The sequence below is a fragment of the Bradyrhizobium sp. SZCCHNRI20481 genome (assembly GCF_032485055.1).
Taxonomy (GTDB): domain Bacteria; phylum Pseudomonadota; class Alphaproteobacteria; order Rhizobiales; family Xanthobacteraceae; genus Bradyrhizobium.
In genome coordinates, this window is record NZ_JAUEUE010000029.1 from 1 (window position 1) to 23,840 (window position 23,840).

The window sequence follows — 23,840 nt, forward strand, 5'->3', positions numbered from 1 at the left end:
CCGCGCTGAACGGGGCAGCGAGGGCGGTCGAGATAGCGAGCGAAGCTCACGAGTTTTATGCACTGTCACCGTAATCCCGCGCGTAATCCCGCGGTAATAGGTCGCGCGCGGCAGACCCGCCAGCGCGCAGAGGTGCTGCACGTGAACGTGGGAGTCGGCGGCCTCCGATGTCATGGCCTGGATGACTTCGATGATGCGGATGCGGGTTTGCCTTGCACGACCGGCCGCTCCAGAGCGCGCAAGGCTTGCCGAAAAAAATCGATGTCCATCTGCTGTCGGCCGACCAGCCGTTCCAGCTCGGCGATGCGCGCATTCGCCGGGGCGAGCGCCGAACGCTTGTCGTCATACGTCGCCACGGGCTTGAGCTTGCGCGGGCCGGGCTTGGGACCGCGCTTGCGGTTCAATCCCTCTGGCCCGTGCGCCTTCCACGCCTTGATCCAGTCGTGCAGAAGCTTGCGCGCTATGCCGAGGTCACGAGCGACGGGCAGAACGCCTTCGCCTCGCTCGACCCGCTTGATCGCCTTCAATTTGTAAGCCGTCGGGAACTGACGGGTCTTTCCTCGTACTGCCACAGCTCATCCCCCGAAATGCCTGTCACAGAAATTATCTGTGTCTCACTTGAGGGGTGCAGTCCAACACTGTCACCGTAATATCGAACCCAATCCGCCATCTCTCAGTGGATGCCGGTCGCAAATCCGCCAGCCCATGGTCGACAGGACAACCTCATTTTCATTCTTTCTACTTTTGATTGCTTTTTTCTATCATTCACCTCATACTGCAACGCACATATCTCCGAAGAAGTCACATATTAGCGGCCGGACGATCCGAGCCAGCCGCACACCGACGTGCACGACACAAGGCCACTTAGTCCGCAGCATGGCCGACGCGCCTGTGACGATTAGATCCTGAAAATGATCGACCAATTTTCTTCAGTTCGCACACGACTTGGGGGAACCACTTTTTTATGAAGGGATTCACTGCGATGACCGAAGAATTCTCGTCGGACTCCATCAGCAAATGGGCGAAGCGGATTGCAGCAGAGATCGAACCCGAGAGCGAAGCTCTCGCGCCAATGATGATGGAGGCCTTTCTGCGTGGCGGTCGAGACCGACGGCAGCTCTTTGAGAATAAAGCGGAACTCGGCGGTTTTCTGCCAGATGGCGGAGCCTTGCTTTTGCCTTTTGCTTATATGGCGCTCAGCTACATCGCAAAGGGGCTGCTCAAGCTGTATCAATCAGGCGGGCTCAGCGGAATATCCAACCTGCTGAGCATCTGGAAAAACGCCTTCGATCTCATCAAGACCCGGAAAGCACGTGAAGAAGCACATGCAGTCACGGAAACGGAGGCACGACGCAGTCTGCGCCATACCCTGGACGAGGTGCAGCGCGCTCTTAGGGAACAGGGCTTGTCGACAGATCAGTGCGAGCTGATCAGTTACCGAGTGATGATGGTGCTGCTCGACGAGCCTATCGAGGGAGCACAACTGGTCAGGACATTCCAGAGTGAAAGCGCATAGGGATGGCCGAGCCACAACGACAGAACTCCGACGCGGGTCTGCCACCGTGGCTTTTGCTATTCCTGACGTTGTTAGTCTTCGGACTTCCGCAGAGTTATCAGACGGCACGCGAAGATCTTGGCGATTTTCAGAAGATCGACGAAATGAACCGGCTGGAGCTCGCTGTAGCAAATGTCGATGATGTCAGCTCGATCGTCGCCAAAAGTGACGCTCAGCAAGTGATGCAGCATCATGCGCATTTGCTGAATTGGCTAAAAAATGGCGCATGCATCCGGTTCCGAGCGGAACTAGACCGGGCCCTTGCCGCCATTGAACAAGCGAACTTTCTCGAAGACGACCTGCGGGGCCTTTACCGTCAGCAAGTTAAACTCAAGAAAGATGCGATGGCTCTCATCTTGGAGATGCTTGACGACGACGAACGCTCCGAACTTGTGCAGATCGAAGGCAAACGACCGCCGCCGACGGCAAGCAAAGCCGAGATAATCCATTATCTGCTGGAACCGAAAGAAGACCAGCGCCAAACTATGAGCACGAATTGGCGAACGCTCGCCCCGCAGGCGCGCCCGACCTTGGACACGGGAGATCAGGGCCATATATCCATGGATGACGTATGGCGGTCACGCATCTCCCTGATCTTGAGCAAGCCCGCCTTCCTTGTAGATCTAGGAATCACCTTGATCCCGATTTTCTGCTTGTTGACGGTAGCGTTTCCCCGTTGGCGAGCTTGGCACGTGGAAAGGACATTCGGGCTCCGGGAGTATCTCGGAGGGTTTCCGGAGATCGACGAACTACAGGCATTTGTAGCGACGAGCGCTCCGCGCATCGAACTGCGGGTCAACCTGCTGCATTCGGGCTATGCATTTGTCTATCCACGGAGCTATCGGCGCCCGCGCCTGGCAGTGCTCGGCGGAATGTATGTGCTTTGGAAACGTGATCCCGTGACCGCGAGGGGCATATTGCTGCATGAAATGGAGCATGTCCGCCAAGGGGACCATCTTGTCGTGGGGTACGGAAGCTTCTTCTCGGGGTATCTCAAGTGGCTGCTTGTCATCTTCATCCTAGTGATGGCGATGACCCTGATCTCCTCCATGGCGCTTTCCGTGAGATCGGTCGGTTTGCATATCGAGCACCAAGCGCAGCTCTTTGGGCGGACTGCACTGATGGCGTTATGCTCAACCGCATCTCTCTTCTTCCTGATCATGGCTTCGATCACAAAGCCGCTCGTGGCTATCTGGGCCCTGGAGCTGAACGCAGACTACGGCGGGAGCCGCGCGCAGGTCCTGCACGTCGAATGCGGCACCAAGGCGATGGGAGCCGGTGGACGGATATCCCGAATGCTGGGAACTCTGAGCCATCCGCCGGTCTGGCTGAGAGCATGGTTGATTAGGCGCGACGACTGGATGAGGAGACTACTGCGACAGATTCTCTTTCCAGCCTCGTACCTGATCGCGATCCTGATGCTCTTTCTCATGGGCTTCTTCGCGACGCTACCGGACCATGGACTACGTGCCGAGAGGGTGAAATGGCTCTTAGGCCTATCGTTGGACTCCCTTGAACGCAATTATTGGAAATTCGGCAGCATGGCGGCGCTGTTGCTGGCGTGGCCATGGCTGTCCGGCTACTGGGAGCTATTCTTCATCGGAGCAGCCCGGCAGTACAAATGGTGGGATGGAGGAAGATGGGCTGCGGCGCTACTGCTGACAATATTGGCGATTTTGGCGTGGTTTGGCGGCCGATCGTCTTGAAGCGGAGCAGGCCTGATTCGTGTGCTCGGAACGGAGGCCAACGTCCAAAGGACATTGAATTCACGCCAGATGCCACCGATGAAGAACGTCCCTATGGCGCGATCGGCAACAAGCCGCCTGGAGCGTCAGGCTATTCAAACTCGGCGATGCGAGCATTTGCGCGCGTCAGCGCAGACCGCTTGTCGTCATAGCTTGCTGTAGCTTTGAGCTTCCGGCATTACGGTGATAGTGCACAAAACAACAAAGGCCGCGCAACGTCGTCAGATCAGTACCTTGAACGAGGCCATGAACTTCCGGTCTGCCGCATCCCAGCCCTCCAGCGGTTTGCGCTTCATGACCTGCACAAGGAAGCTATGCGGTCCGGAGACCGTCGTCAGGCCGCCTCCCCATACCTTCTCACTACCATAGGTGAACCGCTTGGCCGGGAGCATGGCGCCGTTCGCCGACTCGAACTCGGTCTTGTCGATCGACAGGAATTCGCCCGATATGCGCTCCACCAGTCCATCGAGCATGGATTGCATCATCAGGGCGGGCTTGCCTTGGATCGGCCAGGCAGCATGGAAAACGGCGAAGGCTTTGTTTCCGTCCTTGGCCAGATACGTCGTCGACGAAAGTCCCAGCAGGCCACTCGACTTTTCCTCCGGTGGCGTCGGAAACTCGACCGAGAAGAAATGCTCGGCCGGAGCGAACGCGTGGCCAGCGAAGGCCGGGGCCGGGATGACGGCGCCACCAAGAATGGCCAACAGATGGCGTCGCGATATCCCGCTCATGACGGCTTACCTCACTCCCACTCGATTATCTCGCACATGAATAAGGCTTTGATCTCCTTGGATTATACTCCGGGATCACGTCAGGACGCCGTTGGCGGGACCGGCAGATTTCTAGCATCATGACTCCACAGGAATATTTTTTCACCTGGGGCCGAGTACCCTTCATCACCTATCGCCTGCTATCGCCAGGACGACAATGAAAAATTGCTGACCGTCCCTCGCGACTTGAGTCTGTGCCGACTCGTCTATTGCCCGGTCGTGAGTGCGAGGACCAGAGGCATGGTCAGGACGGCAAATGCCGTCTGAAAGCTGATGATCCCGGCAGCGACGCGGTGGTCGCCTCCCAGAAGCCGCGCCATGATGTAGGCGGAGGGTGTGCATGGCAACGCGTTGAACAGGACCAGCGTGTTGAGTGGAACGCCGTTGAGGCCGACCATGCGCCCGATGCCATAGGTGGCAAGCGGGACCAGTGCCAGCTTGACCAGGCTGGATTGCAGGACCGGGCCGCCCGCGATCCGCGCTGCGGCGACATCCAGGCTGGCGCCAACTGCGAGCAGACCGAGCGGCAGCGATGCGGCGCCCAGCACGCCCAATGTCGATGCGATGGGCTTGGGGATGCCGAGGCCGCCGAGATTGGTGATCGCGCCGGCAACGACGGCGAGGATGACGGGGTTTGTCAGCACAGTCCGGGCGATGTTCGCCCGGGCGCGCGCGCCATGGCTGCCGTGCAATGCCAGGACCAGGATCGACCCGACGTTCAACACCGGAATGGTGATCGCGATGGCCAGCGCAGTGACGGACAGACCCGCCTGACCATAGAGCGCCGTCGCTGCTGCAACTCCGACATACGTATTCGGCCGGAGCGCTCCCTGAAGGACGGACGAGAACACCGGCCCAGGATGCGGGCGAACGGCGCTCCAAGCGGTGAGGAACAATCCACCGAGTGCGACCGCACCCAGCAGGACGACGGCGGTCGAATGCAACGAAATCCCGGCCAGCTCGGCTGTCGCGACCTGCATGTACATCAAGGAAGGAAACAGACAGAAGTAGTTGAGCCGCTCGCAAGGTATCCAGAACGGCTCAGCAACCAGCTGGCTGTGCCGAAGCACAGCTCCCAGCACGATGATCGCGAAGATCGGAGCAAGCGCCGTCACGATCTCGATCACGAACAGATCACCTGCAACTCCCAGCTTTCATCGAAATTTGCCAACGCAGAATTGTGCCTCAAAGACCTATTTCTCGAAATAGACGTCCGCGAAGCTGGCGTTGATCCCGGTCACACCGAGCGTGTGATTCCTGACCTTCTTGTTGAAGAGCGTCACGCCATCGGGTGCGACCAGATGGATCGCCGCGACATCGTCATAGATCAGGTTCTGGAACTTGAACCACAGCGCCCGGCGCTTTTCGGGATCGGGCTCGACGGCCGCATCCTCGAGCAGCTGGTCGACGGCCGGGTTGCTGTAGTGCGAGGCGTTCGAGAACGGCAAGCCGATCTTGAAGTTCTTCGACCAGAAGGCGCGCTGGATGCCCGGAGTCGGATCGAAGGTATTGGACAGCGATTCGAGCGTGATGTCGAACTCACGCCCAGTATAGGCCTTATTGATGTAGGTCGAGAAGTCGAAGAACTGGAAATCGACGGCGATGCCGAGCTTGGTCAGCGCCTGTTTGACGAAGTCTCCGGCCGCCTGCAGATTGAACGGGTTGGCATAGAGCCGGATTGGAAAGCGGGTTCCGTCGGCCTTCTTGGGATAACCGGCCTCGTCGAGCAGCTTGTTCGCCTTCGCCAGATCAAGAGCATACGGCTTGATCGAGGGATCGACGAAGTCGGCCAGGTCCGGACTGACCGCCGACGGCGCGACCTTGCCGTAGCCGAAATAGACGAAGTCGAGCAGCCGGCCATAGTCGATCGCGTGCCCGATCGCGAGCCGCACCCGCTTATCCCTGAGGATCGGATTGTCATAGTTGAAATACAGCTGGGTCATGCCGGCATTGTATTCGTAGCCGCGCGTCTCCGAGCCGAGATGCGGCAGCGCCTGCAGCCGCGCGAGGTCGGAGCGCGGTACCGGCGGCCCGCCGCCGAGATCGAGCTCGCCGGTCTCGAACGCCACCGAGCGCGCCGCCTGATCGGCGATGAAGCGGACGATGATGCGATCGAGATAGGGCTTGCCGGCATCCCAATAATTGGGATTGCGGTCGAGGATGATGTGGCTGCCCTTGACCCACTCCTTGAACACGAACGGGCCGGTGCCGATCGGCGCGCTGGCGTTCTTGTTGCCAAGCGGATCGGTGCCTTCATAGACGTGCTTCGGCACGATCGGCGACTCCGACGCATCGAGCGCCTTGAGCAGATAGGGCGCCGGCTTGGACAGCACGATGATCGCGGTCAGCGGATCGGGCGTCTGCACCTCCTGGACGAAAGCGAAGGTGCCGCGCCCGCGCGGGTGGTTCTCCTTCAGCAGCTTGATCGAATAGGCGACGTCCGCCGAGGTGAACTCCTTGCCGTCATGCCATTTCACGTTGGGACGGAGCTTGAAGCTGTAGCGCAGCCCGTCCTCCGTGACGCTCCATTCCGTTGCCAGCGCCGGCTGCGGCTTGAAGCCAAAACCGTAGGTCAAAAGGCCCTCGGTCACCTTGGGCGAAATGCGCGTAGATGGACCGGCCGTATGGGCAATCGTCACCAGCGTGGTCGGCTCCTGCTCGACCAAGAAGCGCAACGTGCCACCGCGCGGCGCCTCCGCATTGGCTACAGCCGGCAATACTAGCAGAAGCACTAGCGCAAGACCCATCGCATGTCGACCGAGCGCACGAAAGCTCATAGGCAGCCCTCTTTTTGACAAACATGTTCGACGCGAGACGGCGTCGCATGACTGGCCAGCTCTACACCAGAAGTCGCGTCAAATGCTTGCTGATGAATGCCGGGAGCGAGGAATGATCGTAGCGACTTGTTTGTCAGTTGGAGCATGGGCCTCTCATGACGCCCTCCTTCGTCGCTCCCGCAGGACCTGCACCGCGCGTCAACTCCTGGCGACCACGCCGCGACAAGATGCAACACCGACGTCATGAACTGAATGATGGCAGCGCTGACGTGCCGGGACTCCGGAGACGTTTGTTGCCCGTCTCATTTGAAATTTGGAATAGCCAGATCTGCGTTTTTTCCGTTTGCTAGACAGCTCAGCAATTCACTTCAACGATACGGTCCACACAATGATCCCGCGCTTTCCTTCGCTCTCACTGTCCCGGCGACGCGTGCTGGTGCGCGGCTTTGCGGCGGCCACGATGGCACTGGCCGCGATGACGGCGTTGCCCGTGGCCCACGCCGCGCCGAAGAATGGCGGCGACATCGTGTTCCTGATCGACTCGCTGGGCAGCACCTGGATCCCCAACAACAGCGCGATCTCGAGCTTCCAGGGCCATATCTGGGGCCACGTCACCGACAAGCTCGTCTATGTCGACGCCGACGGCAAGGTCAGCCCCTGGATCGCCGAGAGCTGGGAGCAGAACGAGGACGCGACCTCGTTCATCCTGCATTTGAAGAAGGGCGTGACCTTCTCCGACGGCACGCCGCTCGACGCCGCCGCCGTGGTCGCCAATCTCGATATCTGGTACGCCGGGCGCAAGAGCGAGGGCATCAACCCGATCGGCCTGTTTCCGAAGACCTACAAGAGAGCCGAGGCGATCGACGCTGCGACCGTGAAGGTCTCATTCAAGGCGCCGACGCTCGGCTTCATCCCGACGCTGGGCTATCACGGCTCGATCCTGATCTCGCCGAAGACGCTCGCTCAGCCCGCCAGCCAGCAGGCCGATCTCGGCAAGACCTCGGGCAGCGGCCCCTACGTGGTCGAATCCTGGAAGGAAGGCGACTTCGTCAAGCTGGTCAAGCGCAAGGACTACAATTGGGGGCCGGCGGCGGTCGGCCACACTGGACCTGCCCTCCTCGATTCGATCACCTACAAGCTCGTGGCGGAACAGTCGCTGCGCGTCGCCGCGGTGCAGTCCGGCCAGGCCGACGTCGCCTACAACGCGTCCCCGCAGGAGCTGAAATCGCTCAAGGAGGCCGGCTTCACCGTCGCGACGCCGCGCTATCTCGGCTTCGTCAATGGCTGGGCGATCAATACCAAGCTGGAACCCTACAACGACGTGAAGGTGCGCCAGGCGCTGCAGGCCGCGATCAATCGCCAGGAGATCATCGACACCGTCTATACGCCGGAGTGGAAGCTCGCGACCTCGTTCATCCAGAGCAACGTGCCCGGCGCCACCGACCAGAGCGCGCTGCTGGCCTACGATCCCGACAAGGCCGGCAAGCTGCTCGACGAGGCCGGCTGGATCAAGGGCGCCAACGGCGTCCGCACCAAGGACAGCAAGCCGCTGACCTTGACGCTCTACTCCAATCCCTATCTCGCGACGGCGAAACCGGTCGATGAGCTAATCGCCCAGCAGCTCGGCAAGATCGGCTGGAAGGTCTTCATCCGCGCCTACGACGTCGTAACCTTCGGCGAGAAGGTCAGATTCGGTGGCCCGGCCGTGCCCGCCTATGAGGTGACACGCAGCTTCATCGACGCCGGCACGGTTGCCAGCATCCTCACCGATGCCAACAATGGCGAAAACTGGTTCGCGCTCGGCGAGAGCGACACCAAGCTCAACGAGCTGCGTGACAAGATCGCCGGCGCCGGCACCACCGAAGTCCGTGGCCCGCTGCTCAACGAGCTGCAGAGATACGTCCTCGAGCAGGGCTATTTCATCCCGCGCACGCAGATCGTCCAGCGCATCTACGTGCAATCACCGCGGCTCAAGGGCGAAGTCTATAACGGCATCGCCTATGCCAGCTACTACACGGCGACGAAAGGTGAGTAGCCGGCGTTGCGGACAGGTCACGTGAGGAGGCCACCCGCATGAGCAATGCCTATCTCGGCCTTGCCGCAAGGCGCCTCGCCCAGGCCATCATCGTCATTCTGCTGGCCTACGTTCTCACCTTCGTCGTCGTCAGCATCCTGCCGGGCGATCCCATCACCAACGTGCTGCGCGATCCGCAGAACGGGTTCACCGAGGATGAGATCCGGCAGATCATCGCGGCCCAAGGCCTGGACCAGCCGGTCCTGGTCCAGCTCTGGACGTCGCTGACCCATTTCCTGACCGGCGACCTCGGACTGTCGATGCGCTCCAACCGGCCGGTGACGACGCTGATTGGCGAAGTTCTGCCCTCGACGCTGATCCTAGCGTCATCCGGCTTCGCCGTCGCGCTGCTGCTCGCGACGACCGTTGCCTACGGCACGCAGTTCGTGCCCAAGCGGTCCGGCCAGGGCCTGCTACGAGGCTTTCCGTCGCTGTTTCTGTCGGTGCCCAATTTCGTGATCGGCCTGGTGCTGATCCACCTGTTCGGTTTTCAGCTCGGGCTGTTCAAGGTGATCGCGCCCAACAGCTTCTGGGCGACGTTCTTCGCCGCGATCGCACTCGGCATTCCCGTGTCGGCACAGATCGCGGAGGTGCTGATCGCCAATCTCGACCACGAGCGGGCGCAGGACTACGCCGCCGTCGCCCGAAGTCGCGGGCTCGGGCCGTTTCGCCTGTTCGCCAAGCATCTGCTCAAGCCGTCCTCGCTGCCGGTCGTCACCATCATCGCGCTCACGCTCGGCGAGCTGCTCGGTGGCTCGCTGATCACCGAGACAGTGTTCGGCCGCACCGGCATCGGCAGTCTGGTGCAGCGCTCGGTCAGCACGCAGGATCTTCCCGTCCTGCAGGCGGTGATCTCGCTCGCCGCCGTCGTGTTCGTGCTCGTGAACCTGATCGCCGATCTCGTCTATCCCCTCCTCGACCCGCGCGTGAAGCTGGTCGGCGCCGCCAGCCGGCGCCCGACCACGGCTGACGACGGCGCCGTCGGCGCTTCCCAGGCGGTGACGCCATGAGCCTCCTGTCCTCCTCCGCGTTCGTCCCGACGACCAGCCGGCTGGCGGCCCTCAAGGTCCCGCCGACCGTCCTGCTCTCCTTCGCGGTCATTGCGCTCGTGATCGCCTGGTCGGTCGCCCCCGGCCTGTTCACCAGCTACAGCCCGATCAACGGCGTGTCCGCCGACAAGCTGCTCGGCCCCAGCGCCGCGCACTGGTTCGGCACCGACCATCTCGGCCGCGACCTCTACGCGCGCGTCGTTCACGGCACGGCCTCGTCGGTGAGCTCCGCCTTGATCGCCGTCGGCATCGCCGCCGTCGCCGGCGGCCTCATTGGCCTGCTCGCTGGCTTCTTTGGCGGCTGGGTCGACATCGTGCTGGCCCGCCTCGTCGACGTGCTGCTGGCGATCCCGCATTTCCTGCTCGCGGTGATCATCGTCACCGCGCTCGGCTTCGACACGACCAACGCGGCGATTGCCACCGGCATCTCGGCGGTGGCGGTGTTCGCCCGCGTCATGCGCTCGGAGGTGATCAAGACCCGGCAGGCCGCGTTCGTCGAGGCCTCGTTCCTGCTCGGCGGCTCGCGCTGGCACATCCTGTTGCGGCATGTGCTGCCGAACGCGTCGCGCTCGGTGCTGCCGCTCGCGGTGCTGCAGTTCGGCCTGTCGATCCTGGTGATCGCCAGCCTCGCCTTCCTCGGCTACGGCGATCCGCCGCCTGCCTCCGACTGGGGCCTGCTGATCTCGATCGGCAAGGACTACCTCAAATGGCCGTGGCTGGTCTACGCGCCGGCCTTCGTCACGATCGGGACCGTGCTCTCATTGAACAGGATCAGCCGATGGCTTCGCCGGACAGACTGAGCGCCACATTCAGCCGCGACAGCATCGATGCGCCGGCCTTGCAGCCGGCAACTCCCCTGCTCCGCGTCGACGGCCTGTCGGTGTTCTACGGCAAACAGCAGGTCGTCTCCGACGTCAGCTTCGAGCTCGGCCGCGGCCGGAGCCTCGCGCTGATCGGCGAGTCCGGCTCGGGCAAGTCGACGATCGCCCGCGCGGTGTTGCGGCTGCTGCCGAGCGGCGGACATGCGACCGGCCGTGTCGCATTCGACGGCCAGGATGTGCTCGCGCTCTCCGAGCGCCGCTTTCGGCCGCTGCGCGGCCGCGCCATCGGCTTCGTGCCGCAGGATCCCGGCAATGCGCTGAACCCGGTGCGCACGATCGGCGCCCAGGCGATGGAGGCAGCTGTGCTGCTCGACGAGCCGGACAACAGAGTCCGCAGGCAGCGCATCCTGGAGACGTTCGCCCAGGTCGGGCTCGACAATCCCCAGCGCGTCTATGACTCCTATCCGCATCAGCTGTCCGGCGGCATGCTGCAGCGGGTGCTGATCGGGCTCGCGGTGCTGCCACGACCATCGCTGCTGGTGGCGGACGAACCGACCTCGGCGCTCGACGTCACCATCCAGAAGCGCATCCTCGACCTGCTGTCGCGGCTGCAATCCGAGCTCGACATCAGCCTGCTGCTGATCACCCATGACCTCGCGATCGCCGCCGAGCGCGCCGATGCGCTGGTCGTGCTGAAGGACGGCACCATCCAGGAGGCCGGCCGGACATCATCAGTGTTCTCCGCGCCGGCGTCGGCCTATGCAAGGAAGCTGCACGCCGATGTCCCGGCGCTCAACCCCGATCGTTACGCAGAGTTGCGCGACCCGGGCTTCCGCAGCCTCAAGCAGGGCGCGACCGCGAAGATCGAAGTCAGCTCCGTCACCAAGACCTTCACCGTCGACGGCAAGACGCTGACGGCCGTCGACGGCGTGTCGTTCACCGTACCGGCCGGCACTACCCACGCCCTGGTCGGCGAGTCCGGCTCGGGCAAGACGACGACGATCCGGCTGCTGCTCGGGCTCGAGCAGCCCGACAGCGGCACGATCACTGTTGCCGGCGACACGCTCAGTGGCCGGTCGCCGGACAAACTGCGCGCAGCCTGGCGCCACCTTCAGCTCATCTACCAGAATCCGTTCACCTCGCTCGACCCGACCTGGACCGTCGAGCAGCTCGTGCGCGAGCCGCTGGATCGCTTCAAGATCGGCACACCAGAGGCGCGGATCGCGCAGGTCCGGCAGTCCCTGGCCGATGTCGGGCTCGGCGAGCATCTGCTCGCGCGCAAGCCAGGCGCGCTGTCAGGCGGCCAGCGCCAGCGCGTAGCGATCGCCCGCGCGCTCGTGCTGAGGCCGGATGTGATCGTGCTCGACGAGCCGACCTCTGCGCTCGACGTCACCGTTCAGGCCGACATCGTCGAGGCGCTGCTGTCGCTGCAGGCCAATCTCGGACTGACCTATATGTTCGTCTCGCATGATCTGGCGCTGGTGCGCCAGCTCGCCCACACCGTCTCGGTGATGCATCGCGGACGGATCGTCGAGCATGGCACCGTGAGCGAGATCTTCGACACGCCCCGCGAGCCCTATACGCGCGCGCTGCTCGCTTCGATCCCCTCGGGAGCGGCCGGTGCCGCGCGCGTGCCGCAGCATCGCGCGCGAGCCATGATCACGGCCGCCTGATCGGAATCAAGAATGTCACACTGAGGAGGTCGGCGCGCCGAAGCGCGCCGGCCCTCACATCTATTCCGCCGCGACGTTGAGCGGGCCGCGCCAGATCGCCGACGCGTAGAGCTCGCCATTGAAGTCGGGATCGACCGAGCCGTTGATGCGCGCCTCATGCGCCGGCAGATCGTCCAGGAACAGGTCGCGGCTGATCCGCGACACCACGCCCGGAATGTCACGCTTGAAGCTTGGGACGTCGCCGACCGGCAGGCCGTAGCTGACGAAGGCGGCCGGATTGAACACGTGAATGTTCTTCAGGAATGGCGCCTGTCCCGGCTGCTTCTCCAGATACTCATGGCCGGCTCCGAGATACGGGTAGCCGCCGAGACTGTCGTCCTGCTCGTCGGCCGGCGGCGTGAAGCGATCGCGCCACAGCAGGATGTCGTCGGCGAAGTCGGCCAGCTCCGGCCTGCGATGCGCGTCGACGGTGAAGCCGGTGCCGACGATAACAAAGTCGAACTTGAACTCACCGCGCGGCGTCACGGCGATCCCCTGCGCTCCGTCAGTTCGCACATCCGTCCAGGGCGACGACAGATGCAGGTGGAAGTTGCGGTGCTTCACCGCACGCGTGATCGCGTCCGGCGGCGGCGTCGAGCCGGCCTGGCGGAAGCGGATTGCCTGGTGCCAGCGGATCGCATCCGGCAGCGCGCCGTAATTGTCGTAGGCGCCGGGATAACCACGGATGCGGATCACCGGCAGCGATGCCAGCTCGTGGCGGCGCGCGAACAGGTGCACCTCGCTCGTCCCGCTCTCGAGTGCGACCGCCGCCGCATCGAACGCAGAGGCAGCGCTTCCGACCACCGCGACCGACTTGCCGCGCAACGCCGCAAAATCGATCGCCTGCGAGGTGTGGGCATAGAGCGAGGGCGGCAGCTTGTGCGCGATCACCTCGGGCACGTAAGGTCCGCCCGCGCCGAGGAAGCCGTTCGCCAGGATGACCTTGCGCGTCGTTTCGACCCGCGCCGCACCGTCACGCTCCAGATGCAGCTTGAGATGGCCGTCGGCCGGCTCGATCCGCAGCAACCGCGTGCCGTACTGGACCTCGATGTTCAGGACCGAGCGGTACCAATCGAGATAGGCCGCCCAATCGACCCGCGCGATGCGGTCGATCTCCGAATAGGCCGCCTCGCCATGGCGAGACTCGTACCAAGCCTGAAAGCTCAGACCAGGGAGCCCGAGCTCGGGCCCCGGCAGAGTCTTCGGCGTGCGCAGCTTGTTCATACGTGCGGTCGTAAGCCAGATGCCGCTGCCGGCAGCATCCTTTGCCGCATCGATCACCGTCACCTTGCCAATTCCAGCACGGCGCAGCGCGAACGCAAACGTGCTGCCGGAATGACCGCCGCCGACCACGACCACGTTGTGGTCGACACCGTCGCGATCAGGCACCCAGTTCTGCGGATCCGGCCCGATCAGCCGCAGCGTCTCGCGTGCGGTCGCGTCGAGATTGGGTTGGGACATCTGTCGTCTCCGGAATTGGCTGTCAGTGGATGTGCGGAAAGCCGTAGCGTTCCGCGAGATAGCGGAGGATGCGGCCGGGATCATCGATGAAGCGCCGGCCATTCGCGATCTGCGCGTCGGCGGGGACCGGCTTGTCGTCGGCGAAGATCAGGACAGGCAGGGACTGATGCTGCTCGCCGATGAGCGTCACGACCGCTTCGCGCGGCCTCTCGAACGGCAACCGATGAACTTCGATCTGCGTCGCGAGGCCAGGGAATGATCCCAGCAATCCCTCGATCGCATTGCAGTGCGGACATACGAAGAAGCGTCCTGGACGAGCCACATCGCGAAATCCAGGTGCGAGAAGGAAAAGCCGATCACCGCTCATGCCGTATGATCACCAAAGGACCGACGCATTCGTCTCATCCTAGAAGCGATCGCAAAGTGGTCAATGAAACAGAACGCGCTTTGTTTTTGTGTTGTTGCAACGATCGACTGATGAAGACGACGATCGGGAAACAAACTATATGTAGGCAGAAGGCATGGCCTCTTGTTGCTTCGCTTCTCTTCATAATCAGATGCGATCAAATCTGACGATGCGCCTCCTTGCGAATGCCGCGAACGACGATTTCATTCTCGTTTCGTCTACAACTACGCAAATTCATTTCATCGACAGCATCAGTACGGCGCCGCTAGATTTTCCAAACATCACAGCCGGCTCGCCCCACTTTCTGAGAGCTCGATCGCTCGAACGGATATCGCCATGTCAGACCCCCTCGCCGTCATCAGCCTCCAGCAGGACACGCCGGAGCTCGCCCGCGCCTATGAGCAGCTCGGCGTAATCCAGTTCAACCACGGCAAGCTGCTGCTCGAGCCGCTGGCGCTGAGATCGGGCGAACGGGTGCTCGACGTCGGCACCGGGACCGGCCGGCTCGCCGAGTTCGCGGCCCATCTGGTCGGCCCGAAGGGCCACGTCGTCGGCCTCGATCCGCTGGAGAGCCGCATCGCCATCGCGCGCCTGCGTCAGTCGACCAACCTCGTCTTCGACACCGGCCGCGCCGAGGACCTCTCCCGCTTTGCGGACGGCGAGTTCGGCGTGATCTACTTCAACAGCGTGCTGCACTGGATCGCTGACAAGCGGACGGTGCTGGCCGAGGCCGAACGTGTGCTGCGGCCGGGCGGCCGCATCGGCCTCACGATTCAGGATACGACGGCTCCGCATGAAGCCCGCCTGTTGCTGCGACGCGCGGTGGCCGAGGTTGGCCTCGACGCCGGACGATTGACCGCCCATGGCGTTCATGCCGCAACCGACGACGAGCTGCGCGCGCTGTTCGACCGGACGGGATTCGTCGACTATCGCAGCGAGCTGCAGACGCTCGTGGAAACACATGGCAGCGCCGATGAGCTGCTCGGCTGGTCCGAGAGCAGCGCGTTCGGCAACTTCCTGGACGGCTTCTCCTATGCGGAAGAAAGGCAGATCCGAGCCGCCTTTGCCAAGTTGGTGGAGGCGCACCGGACGCCCGAAGGCCTGAAGCTGGCCCGCTATCTGCGCTACGCCTTCGCGCGCAAGCCTGACTAGGCAGCCGCAGATCAGAACGGCGGCCTGCGTCTCCACGGGCCGCCGCTCGCAGTCAGACAACCGACGTTACGCAGCCCGATTGACCGGCTTCGGCGCCTTGACCCGGGTCACGCTCTTGCGGCCGTCGACACCGACCGGAATGTCGCCATCGATGGTCGCGCGCCGCACGATGCGGTGCTGATCGCCATAGTCGTTGACGGCGATGTGCTGGGTCGCGCGGTTGTCCCAGATCGCGATGTCGCCCTGCTTCCAGCGCCAGCGCACGGTGTTCTCCGGTGCCGTGATGTAGGATTGGAACAGGTCGAACAGCTTCTGGCCGTCAGCCTTGCGGATGCCGACAAAGCGCTGGACGAAATTGCCGAGCAGCAGCGTGCGCTCGCCGGTCTCCGGATGCACGCGCACCACCGGGTGCTCGGTCTCATAGACCGTGCCGGTGAACACCTCCTCGAAATGCTTGCGGTCGGCCTCGGTCGCCCGGCTCCGGGTCGCGGCATAGTCGTAGGCGTTGCTGTGCACGGCCCACAGCTCATCGGCCAGACGCTGCAGCGGCGCGGGGAGGTCCTGATAGGCGGCAGCCGTGTTCGACCAGATCGTGTCGCCGCCGAATTCGGGGATCACGACCCCGCGCAGCACGGCCGCCTTGGGATAGGCATCGACGAAGGTCACATCGGTGTGCCAGGAATCGGCGCGGCCGCCGCCGCGGCCCGAATCCAGCTCCAGGATCGACGCCGTGCCCTTGATGGCGCCGACGGTCGGATGCGGGACGAGATCGCCGAGCCGCTTGGCAAAGCGCTCCTGCTCGGCATCGTCGAGATGGTCCTGGCCGCGGAAAAAGACGACGCGATGCTGCAGCAGGAGATCGTTGATCTCCTTGACGAGCGCATCAGGCAGATCGCCCGACAATTTCACATTGCGGATCTCGGCGCCGATCCGGGCCGACAGCCTGGAAACGTCGGATGCCTGGATCGACCGCCCTGCGGTCGGACTTGATTGCGGAACTGAGTGGACGCTGGCCATGGCAGGTTCCCGATGCGTTTCTGGTGTGTTACGTCGCTGGTTGTTGCGCCGCCAATTGCGGAGGCCGGTCAGCGACGTCAGACGAAAGCTATACGCAAGCCCGCAGAATTGGCTTTCAAACTTGTCAGTTGCAAAGAAAGAGACAATTGCCGCGCGGTGCCTGAGTTAGAACAACACACGCCTTCACTCAGGTTGTCGCGATCCTGAGCTGGATCTTCCACCCTTGCTCAGACATTCCGCCACCGCACCAGCCAATGCTCGATCGCGCTGGCACTGCGATCGACGATGAAGCCGACCAGGCCGACGACGACGATACCGAGCATCACCAGCGCCATTTCGAAGCGCTCGCGCCCTGAAATGATCAGGCCGCCGATGCCGGGCCCGGCGGCCATGAAATACTCGGCGCCGATGGTCGCCAGCCACGCATAGATCAGGCCGAGATGCAGTCCCGTCAGCACCGATGGCGTCGCCGCCGGCAGATACAGCGACCACACCAGCTGTAGCCGGCTGAACCGGAAGACCTCGCCGACCTCCCTGAGCTTGACCGCGGTGGAGCGGACACCCTCGACGGTGTTGAGGATGACGGGAATGGAGGCGGCCAGCGCGATGAATACGATCTTGGCGGCCTCGTCGAAGCCGAACCAGAGCGAGATCAGCGGAATCCAGGCCAACAGCGCGATCTGCTTGAGGCCGTTGAACCAGGTCGTGAAGATGCGGTCGGCGATGCTGGAGAGGCCGAGCAACAGGCCGACGAGAATGCCGATGTCGGCGCCGAGCGCAAAGCCGAGCAGATCTCGCTTCAGGCTCGCCGCCAGCGCGTACGGCAGCTCGCCGCTCGCGACCTCCTGCCATGCGACCCGAGCCACCTTTTCAAGCGGCGGCAGGAATTGCGGATTGACGAAGCCGGAATGGCTGCCGACCTCCCAGGCGACGAGCAGCAGCAGCGGCAGCACGAGCCCGCGCTGCAAGACGGTCGTGGCCGATGACGCCGCGATGTTCTCAGACGCCATCGGTGCGCCACCGCTGCAGCCGCGCCTCGACGCTCGCCAGCAGCTTGTCGCTAGCGAAGCCGATCACGCCGATCACGATCATCGCCACCAGCACCGTGTCGAGCCAGAACATCTGCCGGCCCCAGACCAGGAGATAGCCGAGCCCTTCCGACGAGGCGAGCAGTTCGACGCTGACCAGCGCGATCCAGGCATGCGTCAGCCCGTAGCGCAGGCCGGTGAAGATCGGCGGCACCGCGCCGGGCAGCACGACATGGCGCAGCATCTGCAGCGGCGAGAACCCGAAGGTCTCGCCGACCTCGACCAGCGCGCGCGGCGCATTGGCGATCCCGGCGCTGGTGTTCATCGCGACCGGCACGAACGCCGCCTTGGCGATGACCACGATCTTCAAGGTCTCGCCGATGCCGAGCAGCAGCATTGCTAAGGGAATCCAGGCCAGGGCCGGAACCTGCGCGATCGCGGTGAACAGCGGGCGGACGTGATCGTCGACCCGCCGCGACAGTCCCATCGCCGCGCCGAGCACCAGCCCCGCCCCGGCGCCGACCGCGAAGCCAAGGAGCACACGCAGCAGGCTGATGCCGGCATGCTGCGCCAGTTCGCCACTCGCGAGCATCTCGTTGAGCGTGTGCAGCACGTCGGCCGGCCGCGGCAGGATCTGCTCGGCCAGCCAGCCGCGCTCGCTGCCGATGATCCAGACCGGTAGCGCGACAGCGGGGAAGATCAGCAGCCACGCCGCGGCCTTTGCGCGCGCGACCAGAGTCAAGACCAGCGCATGGGCCGGCCATTCGCGCCACCCCCGCGCGCCGAACGCGCGCGTCGGGCTCAGATCAGTCTCGAGAACTGCATCGCTCATGCATCACTCCGGCCGTCTTGGCTCGCGCTGGACTCCGTCGCGCCATCATGCTCGAGCGTGCGCAGCACGTCGTTGCGGAGCCGGACCAAGTCGTCGTCGCTGCGCGCGCGTGGCCGGGCCGCCGGAACATCGAAAATGCGCGAGATGCGGCCGGGGCGTGGGGCGAGCACGACGACGCGGTCGCCGAGAAACACGGCTTCGTCGACGTCGTGGGTCACCAGGATCATGGTGATCCTCTCATGCGCCCAGATGCGCTGCAGCTCGGTCTGCAGCCGGGCCCGCGTCAGCGCGTCGAGCGCGCCGAACGGCTCGTCGAGCAGCAGCAGCCGCGGCCGGTTGACCAGACCGCGCGCGATCGCTGCGCGCTGCGCCATCCCGCCCGACAGCTGATGCGGATAGGCCTCGGCAAAGCCGTCGAGGCCGACCAGCGCGATATGCGCCGCCACCGCCTCGCGCTTTTCGGCCTCGCTGACTGGCGCATTCTTCAGACCGAGCGCGATGTTCTGGCGGACCGTGGCCCAGGGAAACAGCCGCGGCTCCTGGAACACGATGCCGCGCTCCAGGCTCGTGCCGGTGACGGGTTCGCCATCCTGCACGATGCTGCCCTTGTAGTCGCGATCGAGCCCGGCGACCAGGCGCAGCAAGGTGGACTTGCCGCAGCCGCTCTGACCCAGGAGCGCCACGAACTCTCCGGGCGTGACGGTCAGTGAGACGTCGTCGAGGGCCGCGATCGGCGCGCCATTGACGGTGAAGCTCTTCGAGACGCCGCGCACCTCCAGCCGGCCGCGGGCGGTTGCAGCCGGCGTCTCAGCGTGATCTGCCCGCTCAACCGCGAGGCTCATTGACCCGCTGCCACCGGCTTGCCGTCGGCGCCGAACTCCTGCCAGTAGCTGGCCAGCCCCTGCTCCTTCAGCGCCTTGTCGAGGAAGCTGCGGTCGAACCAGCCGTCGATCTCGACGTTGCGGCGGAGCAGGCCGAACTCCTTGGCCTGCCGCGCCTGGACGCGATAGCTCTCGATGATCGAGGCATCGATGATCGGCGTGTTGCGATATTTCAGCTCCTGGTCCTTGAAGTCGAACCGATAGCCCGACGCCGGGAAGCCGGAGCGCGCCGAGATCTCGAAGAACGCCTCGCGGTTGGCCTCGTCCGACGACCAGCGCGCCGCGCGCACGATCGCCGAGACGATCTTCTGCGTCACGTCGGGATGGGCCGCGATGAAGGCCTCCTGCCCGATCAAGGTCGAATGCCGCTCATAGGCCGGGTTGTCACCCTTGGTCGTGTAGATGATCTTGGCGATGTTCTTCTCGGCAAGGCTCGCGAGCGGGAAGTTGCCGAACGCGGCGTCGATGTCGCGCGACGTCAGGGCGGCGTTGGTCGTCGCCGTGTCCATATTGATGACCTGGACGTCCTTCTCCTGCAGGCCGTAGCCCGCCAGCACCTTCACCGCGGCGAGATGGTTGTTGGTGCCGCGGAAGATCGACACCTTTCGGCCCTTGAGATCGGCGACCTTGCGGATCGGCGAGTCCTTGGGGACAGCGAGGTAGATCGGAGCATGCGCGCCGGCGGCGAGCAGGATCTTCGTCTTCAGCCCGTTGGCACGGCCGATGATCTGGGGCAGATCGCCCTGCAGGGCGAAATCGAGCTGATTGTTGGCGAAGGCTTCGTTGACCGCGGGACCCGCCCCCTTGAAGAACGACCACTCGATCCTGACGTCCGGCAGGTCGCGCAGCTCTTGCTCGACATACCGCTCGGAATGGGCGATCGCCACGGACGAGCCGCCGGAGAACTGCCGGTTGTCGGCACCGACCGAGGCGAAGCCGATCCGCACCGTCAGCGGCTCGGCTAGGGCCGCGGCCTGGCCGAGCAGGCCAAAGGTCAGCGCGGCCAACAGCCCGATCGGGAGTTGCTTGCGCGTCGACATCATGTCTCTCGTTCCTCTTCCGGTCGCAGCCAGTGCGCCGCGAGAGCCGGCGGAGCCCGCTCCCGCGACACGCAGCAACTGATCTTGCTCAAGACGCCTTGCTGTCGAAGCCGGCCGGAATGAATGCCGGCAGCTTCTCCTCGATGAACTGCTTGACCTCCGGCGACTTGAAGACCTCGATGAAGGCCTTCAGCTTTGGATTGTCCTTCTTGTCCGCCCGCGCGGTGAAGCGCAGCACCAGGCCGTCGTCGATGGTCCGGTCGATGATCAGCGCCGATTTCGGATCGCCGCCAGCCGGGATCAGATAGGTGATGTTCACCAGCCCCAGCGTGACGTCATCGAGCGAGCGGTAGGTCTGCGCCGGATCGAACTCGACGATCTTCAGGTTCTTTGGGTTCTCGATGATGTCGAACTTGGAGACCGAGAAGCCCTTGCCGGGCGTCAGCTTGATCAGACCGGCGCGCTCCAGCAGGATCAGCCCGCGCGCGCCATTGAGCGGCTCATTGGGAATGGCGACGGAATCGCCGTCCTTCACCTCATCGAGCTTCTTGATCTTCCTGGAAAACAGCCCGACCGGCGCGATCACGCCGACCTTGTCGACCTGGACCAGATTGTATTCGCGCTGCTTGTTCTGCAGTCCGAGATAGGTGGCGTGCTGAAACAGATTGGCGTCGACGTCGCCCGAATTCACGACCTCGTTGATCGCGACCCAGTCCGACAGCTCGACTACCTTGACGTCCTGCCCCTTCTCCTTGGCAAGCTTGGCGGCAAACCCGACCAGCTGGCCGATCGGACCGGCGCTGGTCGAGATCTTCAACGGCTCGTCGGCGCGACTACCGACGGAGAGGCCCGACACCAGGCCCATGACCAGCATCACGCGCAACAGCATCTTCATCAACATCAAATCCTTGTTTTCATAGTCCATCACTATCGAGCTGAGAATGATGTGCAGCGGCGCCGCCGCTGTCGAGCGCCCGCGAGAAAAAACGATGCACGTCCTGTGGCCGTGCCTCGTGGGGTTCGTTTCTTTCCCGTTCACGCCGCCGAAGCATGCGTTTGTTGTCCAGCTCAGAGTTGCTCCGGAGGATGACCGGTGCGCCGTGTTGCGCGCGAGGCAGCGCAACTGCCCGGAAGACCCGTTAGAATCGTCACAGACGGCAGTGAAACGATATCGCTCCGACATGTCGCGACAGAACGATTGATCCGCCGTGCTACTCAAATGAAAACAACGTGCTCCGGCCGAGCTGCTATCGTCGAATCCGATCGCCAGCGCTATCCGCTGGACGATTCAGTTCCGATCACGATTCTCGAAAGTCGAACGATGACCAGATCGCGCGAGCTCAGGATCAACGCCTTCAACATGATGGCCCCGAGCCACAATTGGGGCGGGCTGTGGTCACACCCGCGCGATCAGTCCATCAACTACAACACGCTCGACTACTGGGTCGACTATGCCAGGACGGCCGAACGCGGCCTGTTGGACGGCATCTTCCTCGCCGATGTGTTCGGCGTCTACGACGTGTACGGCAACAGCGCTGACACCGCCTTGGCGCAAGCGATCCAGTTGCCCAATGCCGAGCCGACCTTGCTGGTCTCGGCGATGGCGCTCGTCACCCGGCATCTCGGCTTCGGCATCACCGCCAACCTCACCTATGAGCACCCCTATCAGTTCGCACGGCGCTTCTCGACGCTCGATCATCTGAGCAGCGGCCGGATCGACTGGAACATCGTCACCGGCTATCTCGACAGCGGCGCGCGCGGCATGGGCCTGCCGAAAAATCACGCCCATGACGACCGCTACGATGCGGCCGAGGATTTCCTTGCCGCGGTCTACAAGCTCTGGGAGGGCAGCTGGCAGCCCGGCGCGGTTCATCGTGATCGCGCCACAGGCCTGTTCACCGATCCGTCCAAGGTGCATCGGGTCCAGCATCAAGCCGCCCATTTCAAGGTCGACGGCATTCATCTCGCCGAGCCCTCGCCGCAGCGCACGCCCCTGCTCTACCAAGCGGGCACGTCGAAGCGCGGCCGCGTCTTCGCCGCCCGCCATGCCGAGGCCATTTTCCTGAACGGTCAGACCCGGCCGGTGCTGGCGCGCGCGGTGCGCGAGATCCGGGAGGCAGCGAAAGACGCAGGCCGCGATCCCTACGACATCCGCCTGTTCGCCGGCGCGACCGTCATCGTGGCGCCGACGCAGGCCGAGGCCAACGACCTGCTCGCGGACTACGCCGCGCATGTCGACCAGGCCGGACAGCTTGCGCTGCTCTCAGGCTGGGCGGGCATCGATTTCTCGACCTACAATCCGGACGACCCGATCCGATATGTCGAAAGCAACGCCATCCAGTCGATGGTCGAGAATTTTACCGTGCGCAGCGAACGGCCGGTCCGCATCGGCGATCTCGCCGCCTTGAGCCGCGCCGGTGCCCGCTCACCCTTCGTCGTCGGCTCGCCGCAGGACGTCGCCGACGAGCTGATCGCCTGGGCCGACGAGACCGACGTCGACGGCTTCAACCTGCTCCGCCTGGTGGCGCCGGAATCCCTCGAAGCCTTCGTCGACCTGGTGGTACCGGAGCTGCAGTCGCGCGGTGTCTACAAGACCGCCTATCGCGACGGGACATTGCGGGAGAAGCTGTTTCCCGGCCGCGGGCCTCTCCTGCATGCAACGCATCCTGGCGCGCGCCATCGCGATCCTGCTCTCCTGCAGCAACTCACGCCGGAAAGGACCGACGCGGCGGAGTGACCGGGGATCAGCTCGACGAGCCGCTCTCACCTCCGATCGCTGTCACGATCGGTCGCTACGTCGCTTCAACCGGCGGAACGGACAACGACGGACTTGATCTTTTCCATGGCGAACCGCGACGTCACATTCTTCAAGGCGACGGAGCCGATGAGCTTCTTGTAGAACAGATCATAGCTCTGCATGTCAGCAACGACCACGCGCAGCATGTAATCGACGTCGCCCGCCATGCGATAGAACGGCGACGGCTGCGGCATCGAGCGGCGCGCCGTCGGAGAAGGTCACGCCCTTGCGCAGCTTGAAGACATAGTCCGTCCGCTCCGCGTTGACGGTCCAGCTCTCGGCCAGCCAAGGCTCGATCTTCAGCGTCTTCGGATTCTGATAGGTCAGCTTGTCGGTGATCTGATTGAGCACGCCGCCATTGGGGTAGAAGCCGCCGGCCGGGGGGTACGGGTTGGTATGCGCCTGCTGCTCAAGATAGATCATCCGTCCACCCGTGACGGGTGCGGTTCCTTGCGCACCGGCGGCTCTGACACCGCCGCCAAGCGACACGCTCGCGGCCAGCGACGCGGTGCCTGCGAGAAACGCACGCCGGGACGGAGCCGGGGTTCGCAGACCATCCGACATGATCAATCTCCTGAACTAGTGAGCCGCATCGTTCCGAGCTATGCCGGACGGCTGCTAACGAAGAATCTTCCCGCAACTTATGCGAGGAAACGCGAAGTTTGCTGGCAATTTGGCAAGCTGAAATGGAATGAAGCAGTCGCCGATAAGGATCGAACGAGA

At 63.6% G+C, this 23,840-nt stretch carries 20 protein-coding genes and 2 pseudogenes; 8 read left to right on the plus strand and 14 right to left on the minus strand.

Features of this window, described 5'->3' with window-relative positions:
- Nucleotides 1-170 precede the first annotated feature (170 nt).
- Nucleotides 171-572 carry a helix-turn-helix domain-containing protein gene (locus tag QX132_RS32430; protein ID WP_316163809.1) on the minus strand — a complete coding sequence of 134 codons (402 nt, stop codon included), beginning with the start codon at nt 570-572 and terminating at the stop codon, nt 171-173.
- A gap of 410 nt (nt 573-982) precedes the next feature.
- On the opposite strand from QX132_RS32430, the gene QX132_RS32435 reads away from it, so the two are divergent.
- On the plus strand, nt 983-1,516 hold the full coding sequence (locus QX132_RS32435) for a hypothetical protein (protein ID WP_316163810.1): 534 nt from the start codon (nt 983-985) through the stop codon (nt 1,514-1,516).
- Between the two features lie 2 nt (nt 1,517-1,518).
- Entirely contained in the window at nt 1,519-3,261 is a 1,743-nt protein-coding gene (locus QX132_RS32440) for a hypothetical protein (protein WP_316163811.1), read from the plus strand.
- 260 nt (nt 3,262-3,521) lie between these two features.
- On the opposite strand, the gene QX132_RS32445 is transcribed toward QX132_RS32440, so the two are convergent.
- The 3 genes from QX132_RS32445 to QX132_RS32455 form a co-directional block, all read right to left on the minus strand.
- Entirely contained in the window at nt 3,522-4,031 is a 510-nt protein-coding gene (locus QX132_RS32445) for a hypothetical protein (protein ID WP_316163812.1), read from the minus strand.
- A gap of 245 nt (nt 4,032-4,276) precedes the next feature.
- On the minus strand, nt 4,277-5,197 hold the full coding sequence (locus tag QX132_RS32450) for an AEC family transporter (protein ID WP_316163813.1): 921 nt from the start codon (nt 5,195-5,197) through the stop codon (nt 4,277-4,279).
- Nucleotides 5,198-5,263: 66 nt separating this feature from the next.
- A complete protein-coding gene (locus QX132_RS32455) occupies nt 5,264-6,847 on the minus strand; it encodes an ABC transporter substrate-binding protein (protein ID WP_315799067.1) in 1,584 nt (527 codons plus the stop codon).
- Between the two features lie 388 nt (nt 6,848-7,235).
- Here QX132_RS32455 and QX132_RS32460 point away from each other — a divergent pair, with 388 nt between their 5' ends.
- The 4 genes from QX132_RS32460 to QX132_RS32475 are packed head-to-tail and all read left to right on the plus strand — an operon-like array spanning nt 7,236 to nt 12,464.
- Nucleotides 7,236-8,882, plus strand: coding sequence for an ABC transporter substrate-binding protein (locus QX132_RS32460; protein ID WP_315786602.1), 1,647 nt, complete (start codon nt 7,236-7,238; stop codon nt 8,880-8,882).
- A 38-nt stretch (nt 8,883-8,920) separates the two neighbouring features.
- Entirely contained in the window at nt 8,921-9,931 is a 1,011-nt protein-coding gene (locus QX132_RS32465; protein ID WP_316163814.1) for an ABC transporter permease, read from the plus strand.
- Complete coding sequence (locus tag QX132_RS32470) at nt 9,928-10,770, plus strand: ABC transporter permease (protein ID WP_316163815.1); 843 nt, start codon at nt 9,928-9,930, stop codon at nt 10,768-10,770. Before QX132_RS32465 ends, QX132_RS32470 begins: the two co-directional genes overlap by 4 nt.
- A complete protein-coding gene (locus QX132_RS32475) occupies nt 10,749-12,464 on the plus strand; it encodes an ABC transporter ATP-binding protein (RefSeq protein WP_316163816.1) in 1,716 nt (571 codons plus the stop codon). Before QX132_RS32470 ends, QX132_RS32475 begins: the two co-directional genes overlap by 22 nt.
- Before the next feature lie 60 nt (nt 12,465-12,524).
- On the opposite strand, the gene QX132_RS32480 is transcribed toward QX132_RS32475, so the two are convergent.
- Together QX132_RS32480 and QX132_RS32485 are read right to left on the minus strand one after the other, a co-directional pair.
- The gene (locus QX132_RS32480; RefSeq protein WP_316163817.1) at nt 12,525-13,964 is read right to left on the minus strand and encodes an NAD(P)/FAD-dependent oxidoreductase; all 1,440 of its coding nucleotides are present in this window, start codon (nt 13,962-13,964) and stop codon (nt 12,525-12,527) included.
- Between the two features lie 22 nt (nt 13,965-13,986).
- Nucleotides 13,987-14,331, minus strand: coding sequence for a DUF3088 domain-containing protein (locus QX132_RS32485; RefSeq protein ID WP_316163818.1), 345 nt, complete (start codon nt 14,329-14,331; stop codon nt 13,987-13,989).
- Between the two features lie 375 nt (nt 14,332-14,706).
- Between QX132_RS32485 and QX132_RS32490 the strand changes: the two genes are divergently transcribed.
- Nucleotides 14,707-15,522 (plus strand): class I SAM-dependent methyltransferase, encoded by an 816-nt coding sequence (locus tag QX132_RS32490; RefSeq protein ID WP_316163819.1) that lies wholly within the window; start codon nt 14,707-14,709, stop codon nt 15,520-15,522.
- 66 nt (nt 15,523-15,588) lie between these two features.
- Here the strand turns inward: QX132_RS32490 and QX132_RS32495 are convergent, their stop codons facing one another.
- The 6 genes from QX132_RS32495 to QX132_RS32520 form a co-directional block, all read right to left on the minus strand.
- Nucleotides 15,589-16,539: a TauD/TfdA family dioxygenase gene (locus QX132_RS32495; protein WP_315786616.1), complete on the minus strand. Its 951-nt coding sequence runs from the start codon at nt 16,537-16,539 to the stop codon at nt 15,589-15,591.
- A 227-nt stretch (nt 16,540-16,766) separates the two neighbouring features.
- Nucleotides 16,767-17,549 (minus strand): ABC transporter permease, encoded by a 783-nt coding sequence (locus QX132_RS32500; RefSeq protein ID WP_316163820.1) that lies wholly within the window; start codon nt 17,547-17,549, stop codon nt 16,767-16,769.
- Nucleotides 17,539-18,399 carry an ABC transporter permease gene (locus QX132_RS32505; protein ID WP_316163821.1) on the minus strand — a complete coding sequence of 287 codons (861 nt, stop codon included), beginning with the start codon at nt 18,397-18,399 and terminating at the stop codon, nt 17,539-17,541. Before QX132_RS32505 ends, QX132_RS32500 begins: the two co-directional genes overlap by 11 nt.
- Nucleotides 18,396-19,241 carry an ABC transporter ATP-binding protein gene (locus QX132_RS32510; protein ID WP_316163822.1) on the minus strand — a complete coding sequence of 282 codons (846 nt, stop codon included), beginning with the start codon at nt 19,239-19,241 and terminating at the stop codon, nt 18,396-18,398. The genes QX132_RS32505 and QX132_RS32510 overlap by 4 nt, the downstream gene beginning before the upstream one ends.
- The gene (locus QX132_RS32515) at nt 19,238-20,320 is read right to left on the minus strand and encodes an ABC transporter substrate-binding protein (RefSeq protein ID WP_316163823.1); all 1,083 of its coding nucleotides are present in this window, start codon (nt 20,318-20,320) and stop codon (nt 19,238-19,240) included. Before QX132_RS32515 ends, QX132_RS32510 begins: the two co-directional genes overlap by 4 nt.
- A gap of 88 nt (nt 20,321-20,408) precedes the next feature.
- Nucleotides 20,409-21,215, minus strand: a complete 807-nt coding sequence (locus QX132_RS32520) for a MetQ/NlpA family ABC transporter substrate-binding protein (protein ID WP_316163824.1) — start codon at nt 21,213-21,215, stop codon at nt 20,409-20,411.
- Between the two features lie 426 nt (nt 21,216-21,641).
- Here QX132_RS32520 and QX132_RS32525 point away from each other — a divergent pair, with 426 nt between their 5' ends.
- Nucleotides 21,642-23,057 (plus strand): LLM class flavin-dependent oxidoreductase, encoded by a 1,416-nt coding sequence (locus QX132_RS32525; RefSeq protein WP_316163825.1) that lies wholly within the window; start codon nt 21,642-21,644, stop codon nt 23,055-23,057.
- A gap of 65 nt (nt 23,058-23,122) precedes the next feature.
- Here the strand turns inward: QX132_RS32525 and QX132_RS32530 are convergent.
- Both QX132_RS32530 and QX132_RS32535 read right to left on the minus strand, forming a co-directional pair.
- Nucleotides 23,123-23,302: pseudogene (locus tag QX132_RS32530) on the minus strand (Lrp/AsnC ligand binding domain-containing protein); the annotation flags it as partial.
- Nucleotides 23,295-23,681, minus strand: a pseudogene (locus QX132_RS32535) (ABC transporter substrate-binding protein); the annotation flags it as partial. The pseudogenes QX132_RS32535 and QX132_RS32530, both read right to left, overlap by 8 nt.
- Between the last annotated feature and the right edge of the window lie 159 nt (nt 23,682-23,840).

What these genes read in the sequence shown, in the direction of transcription:
- QX132_RS32460 (WP_315786602.1), top strand. Translation starts at nt 7,236, where the DNA reads ATGATCCCGCGCTTTCCTTCGCTCTCACTGTCCCGGCGACGCGTGCTG.
- QX132_RS32515 (WP_316163823.1), bottom strand. Translation starts at nt 20,320, where the DNA reads ATGTCGACGCGCAAGCAACTCCCGATCGGGCTGTTGGCCGCGCTGACC.
- QX132_RS32520 (WP_316163824.1), bottom strand. Translation starts at nt 21,215, where the DNA reads ATGAAGATGCTGTTGCGCGTGATGCTGGTCATGGGCCTGGTGTCGGGC.
- QX132_RS32500 (WP_316163820.1), bottom strand. Translation starts at nt 17,549, where the DNA reads ATGGCGTCTGAGAACATCGCGGCGTCATCGGCCACGACCGTCTTGCAG.
- QX132_RS32435 (WP_316163810.1), top strand. Translation starts at nt 983, where the DNA reads ATGACCGAAGAATTCTCGTCGGACTCCATCAGCAAATGGGCGAAGCGG.
- QX132_RS32455 (WP_315799067.1), bottom strand. Translation starts at nt 6,847, where the DNA reads ATGAGCTTTCGTGCGCTCGGTCGACATGCGATGGGTCTTGCGCTAGTG.
- QX132_RS32480 (WP_316163817.1), bottom strand. Translation starts at nt 13,964, where the DNA reads ATGTCCCAACCCAATCTCGACGCGACCGCACGCGAGACGCTGCGGCTG.
- QX132_RS32490 (WP_316163819.1), top strand. Translation starts at nt 14,707, where the DNA reads ATGTCAGACCCCCTCGCCGTCATCAGCCTCCAGCAGGACACGCCGGAG.
- QX132_RS32445 (WP_316163812.1), bottom strand. Translation starts at nt 4,031, where the DNA reads ATGAGCGGGATATCGCGACGCCATCTGTTGGCCATTCTTGGTGGCGCC.
- QX132_RS32525 (WP_316163825.1), top strand. Translation starts at nt 21,642, where the DNA reads ATGACCAGATCGCGCGAGCTCAGGATCAACGCCTTCAACATGATGGCC.
- QX132_RS32465 (WP_316163814.1), top strand. Translation starts at nt 8,921, where the DNA reads ATGAGCAATGCCTATCTCGGCCTTGCCGCAAGGCGCCTCGCCCAGGCC.
- QX132_RS32505 (WP_316163821.1), bottom strand. Translation starts at nt 18,399, where the DNA reads ATGAGCGATGCAGTTCTCGAGACTGATCTGAGCCCGACGCGCGCGTTC.
- QX132_RS32485 (WP_316163818.1), bottom strand. Translation starts at nt 14,331, where the DNA reads ATGAGCGGTGATCGGCTTTTCCTTCTCGCACCTGGATTTCGCGATGTG.
- QX132_RS32510 (WP_316163822.1), bottom strand. Translation starts at nt 19,241, where the DNA reads ATGAGCCTCGCGGTTGAGCGGGCAGATCACGCTGAGACGCCGGCTGCA.
- QX132_RS32440 (WP_316163811.1), top strand. Translation starts at nt 1,519, where the DNA reads ATGGCCGAGCCACAACGACAGAACTCCGACGCGGGTCTGCCACCGTGG.
- QX132_RS32470 (WP_316163815.1), top strand. Translation starts at nt 9,928, where the DNA reads ATGAGCCTCCTGTCCTCCTCCGCGTTCGTCCCGACGACCAGCCGGCTG.
- QX132_RS32495 (WP_315786616.1), bottom strand. Translation starts at nt 16,539, where the DNA reads ATGGCCAGCGTCCACTCAGTTCCGCAATCAAGTCCGACCGCAGGGCGG.
- QX132_RS32475 (WP_316163816.1), top strand. Translation starts at nt 10,749, where the DNA reads ATGGCTTCGCCGGACAGACTGAGCGCCACATTCAGCCGCGACAGCATC.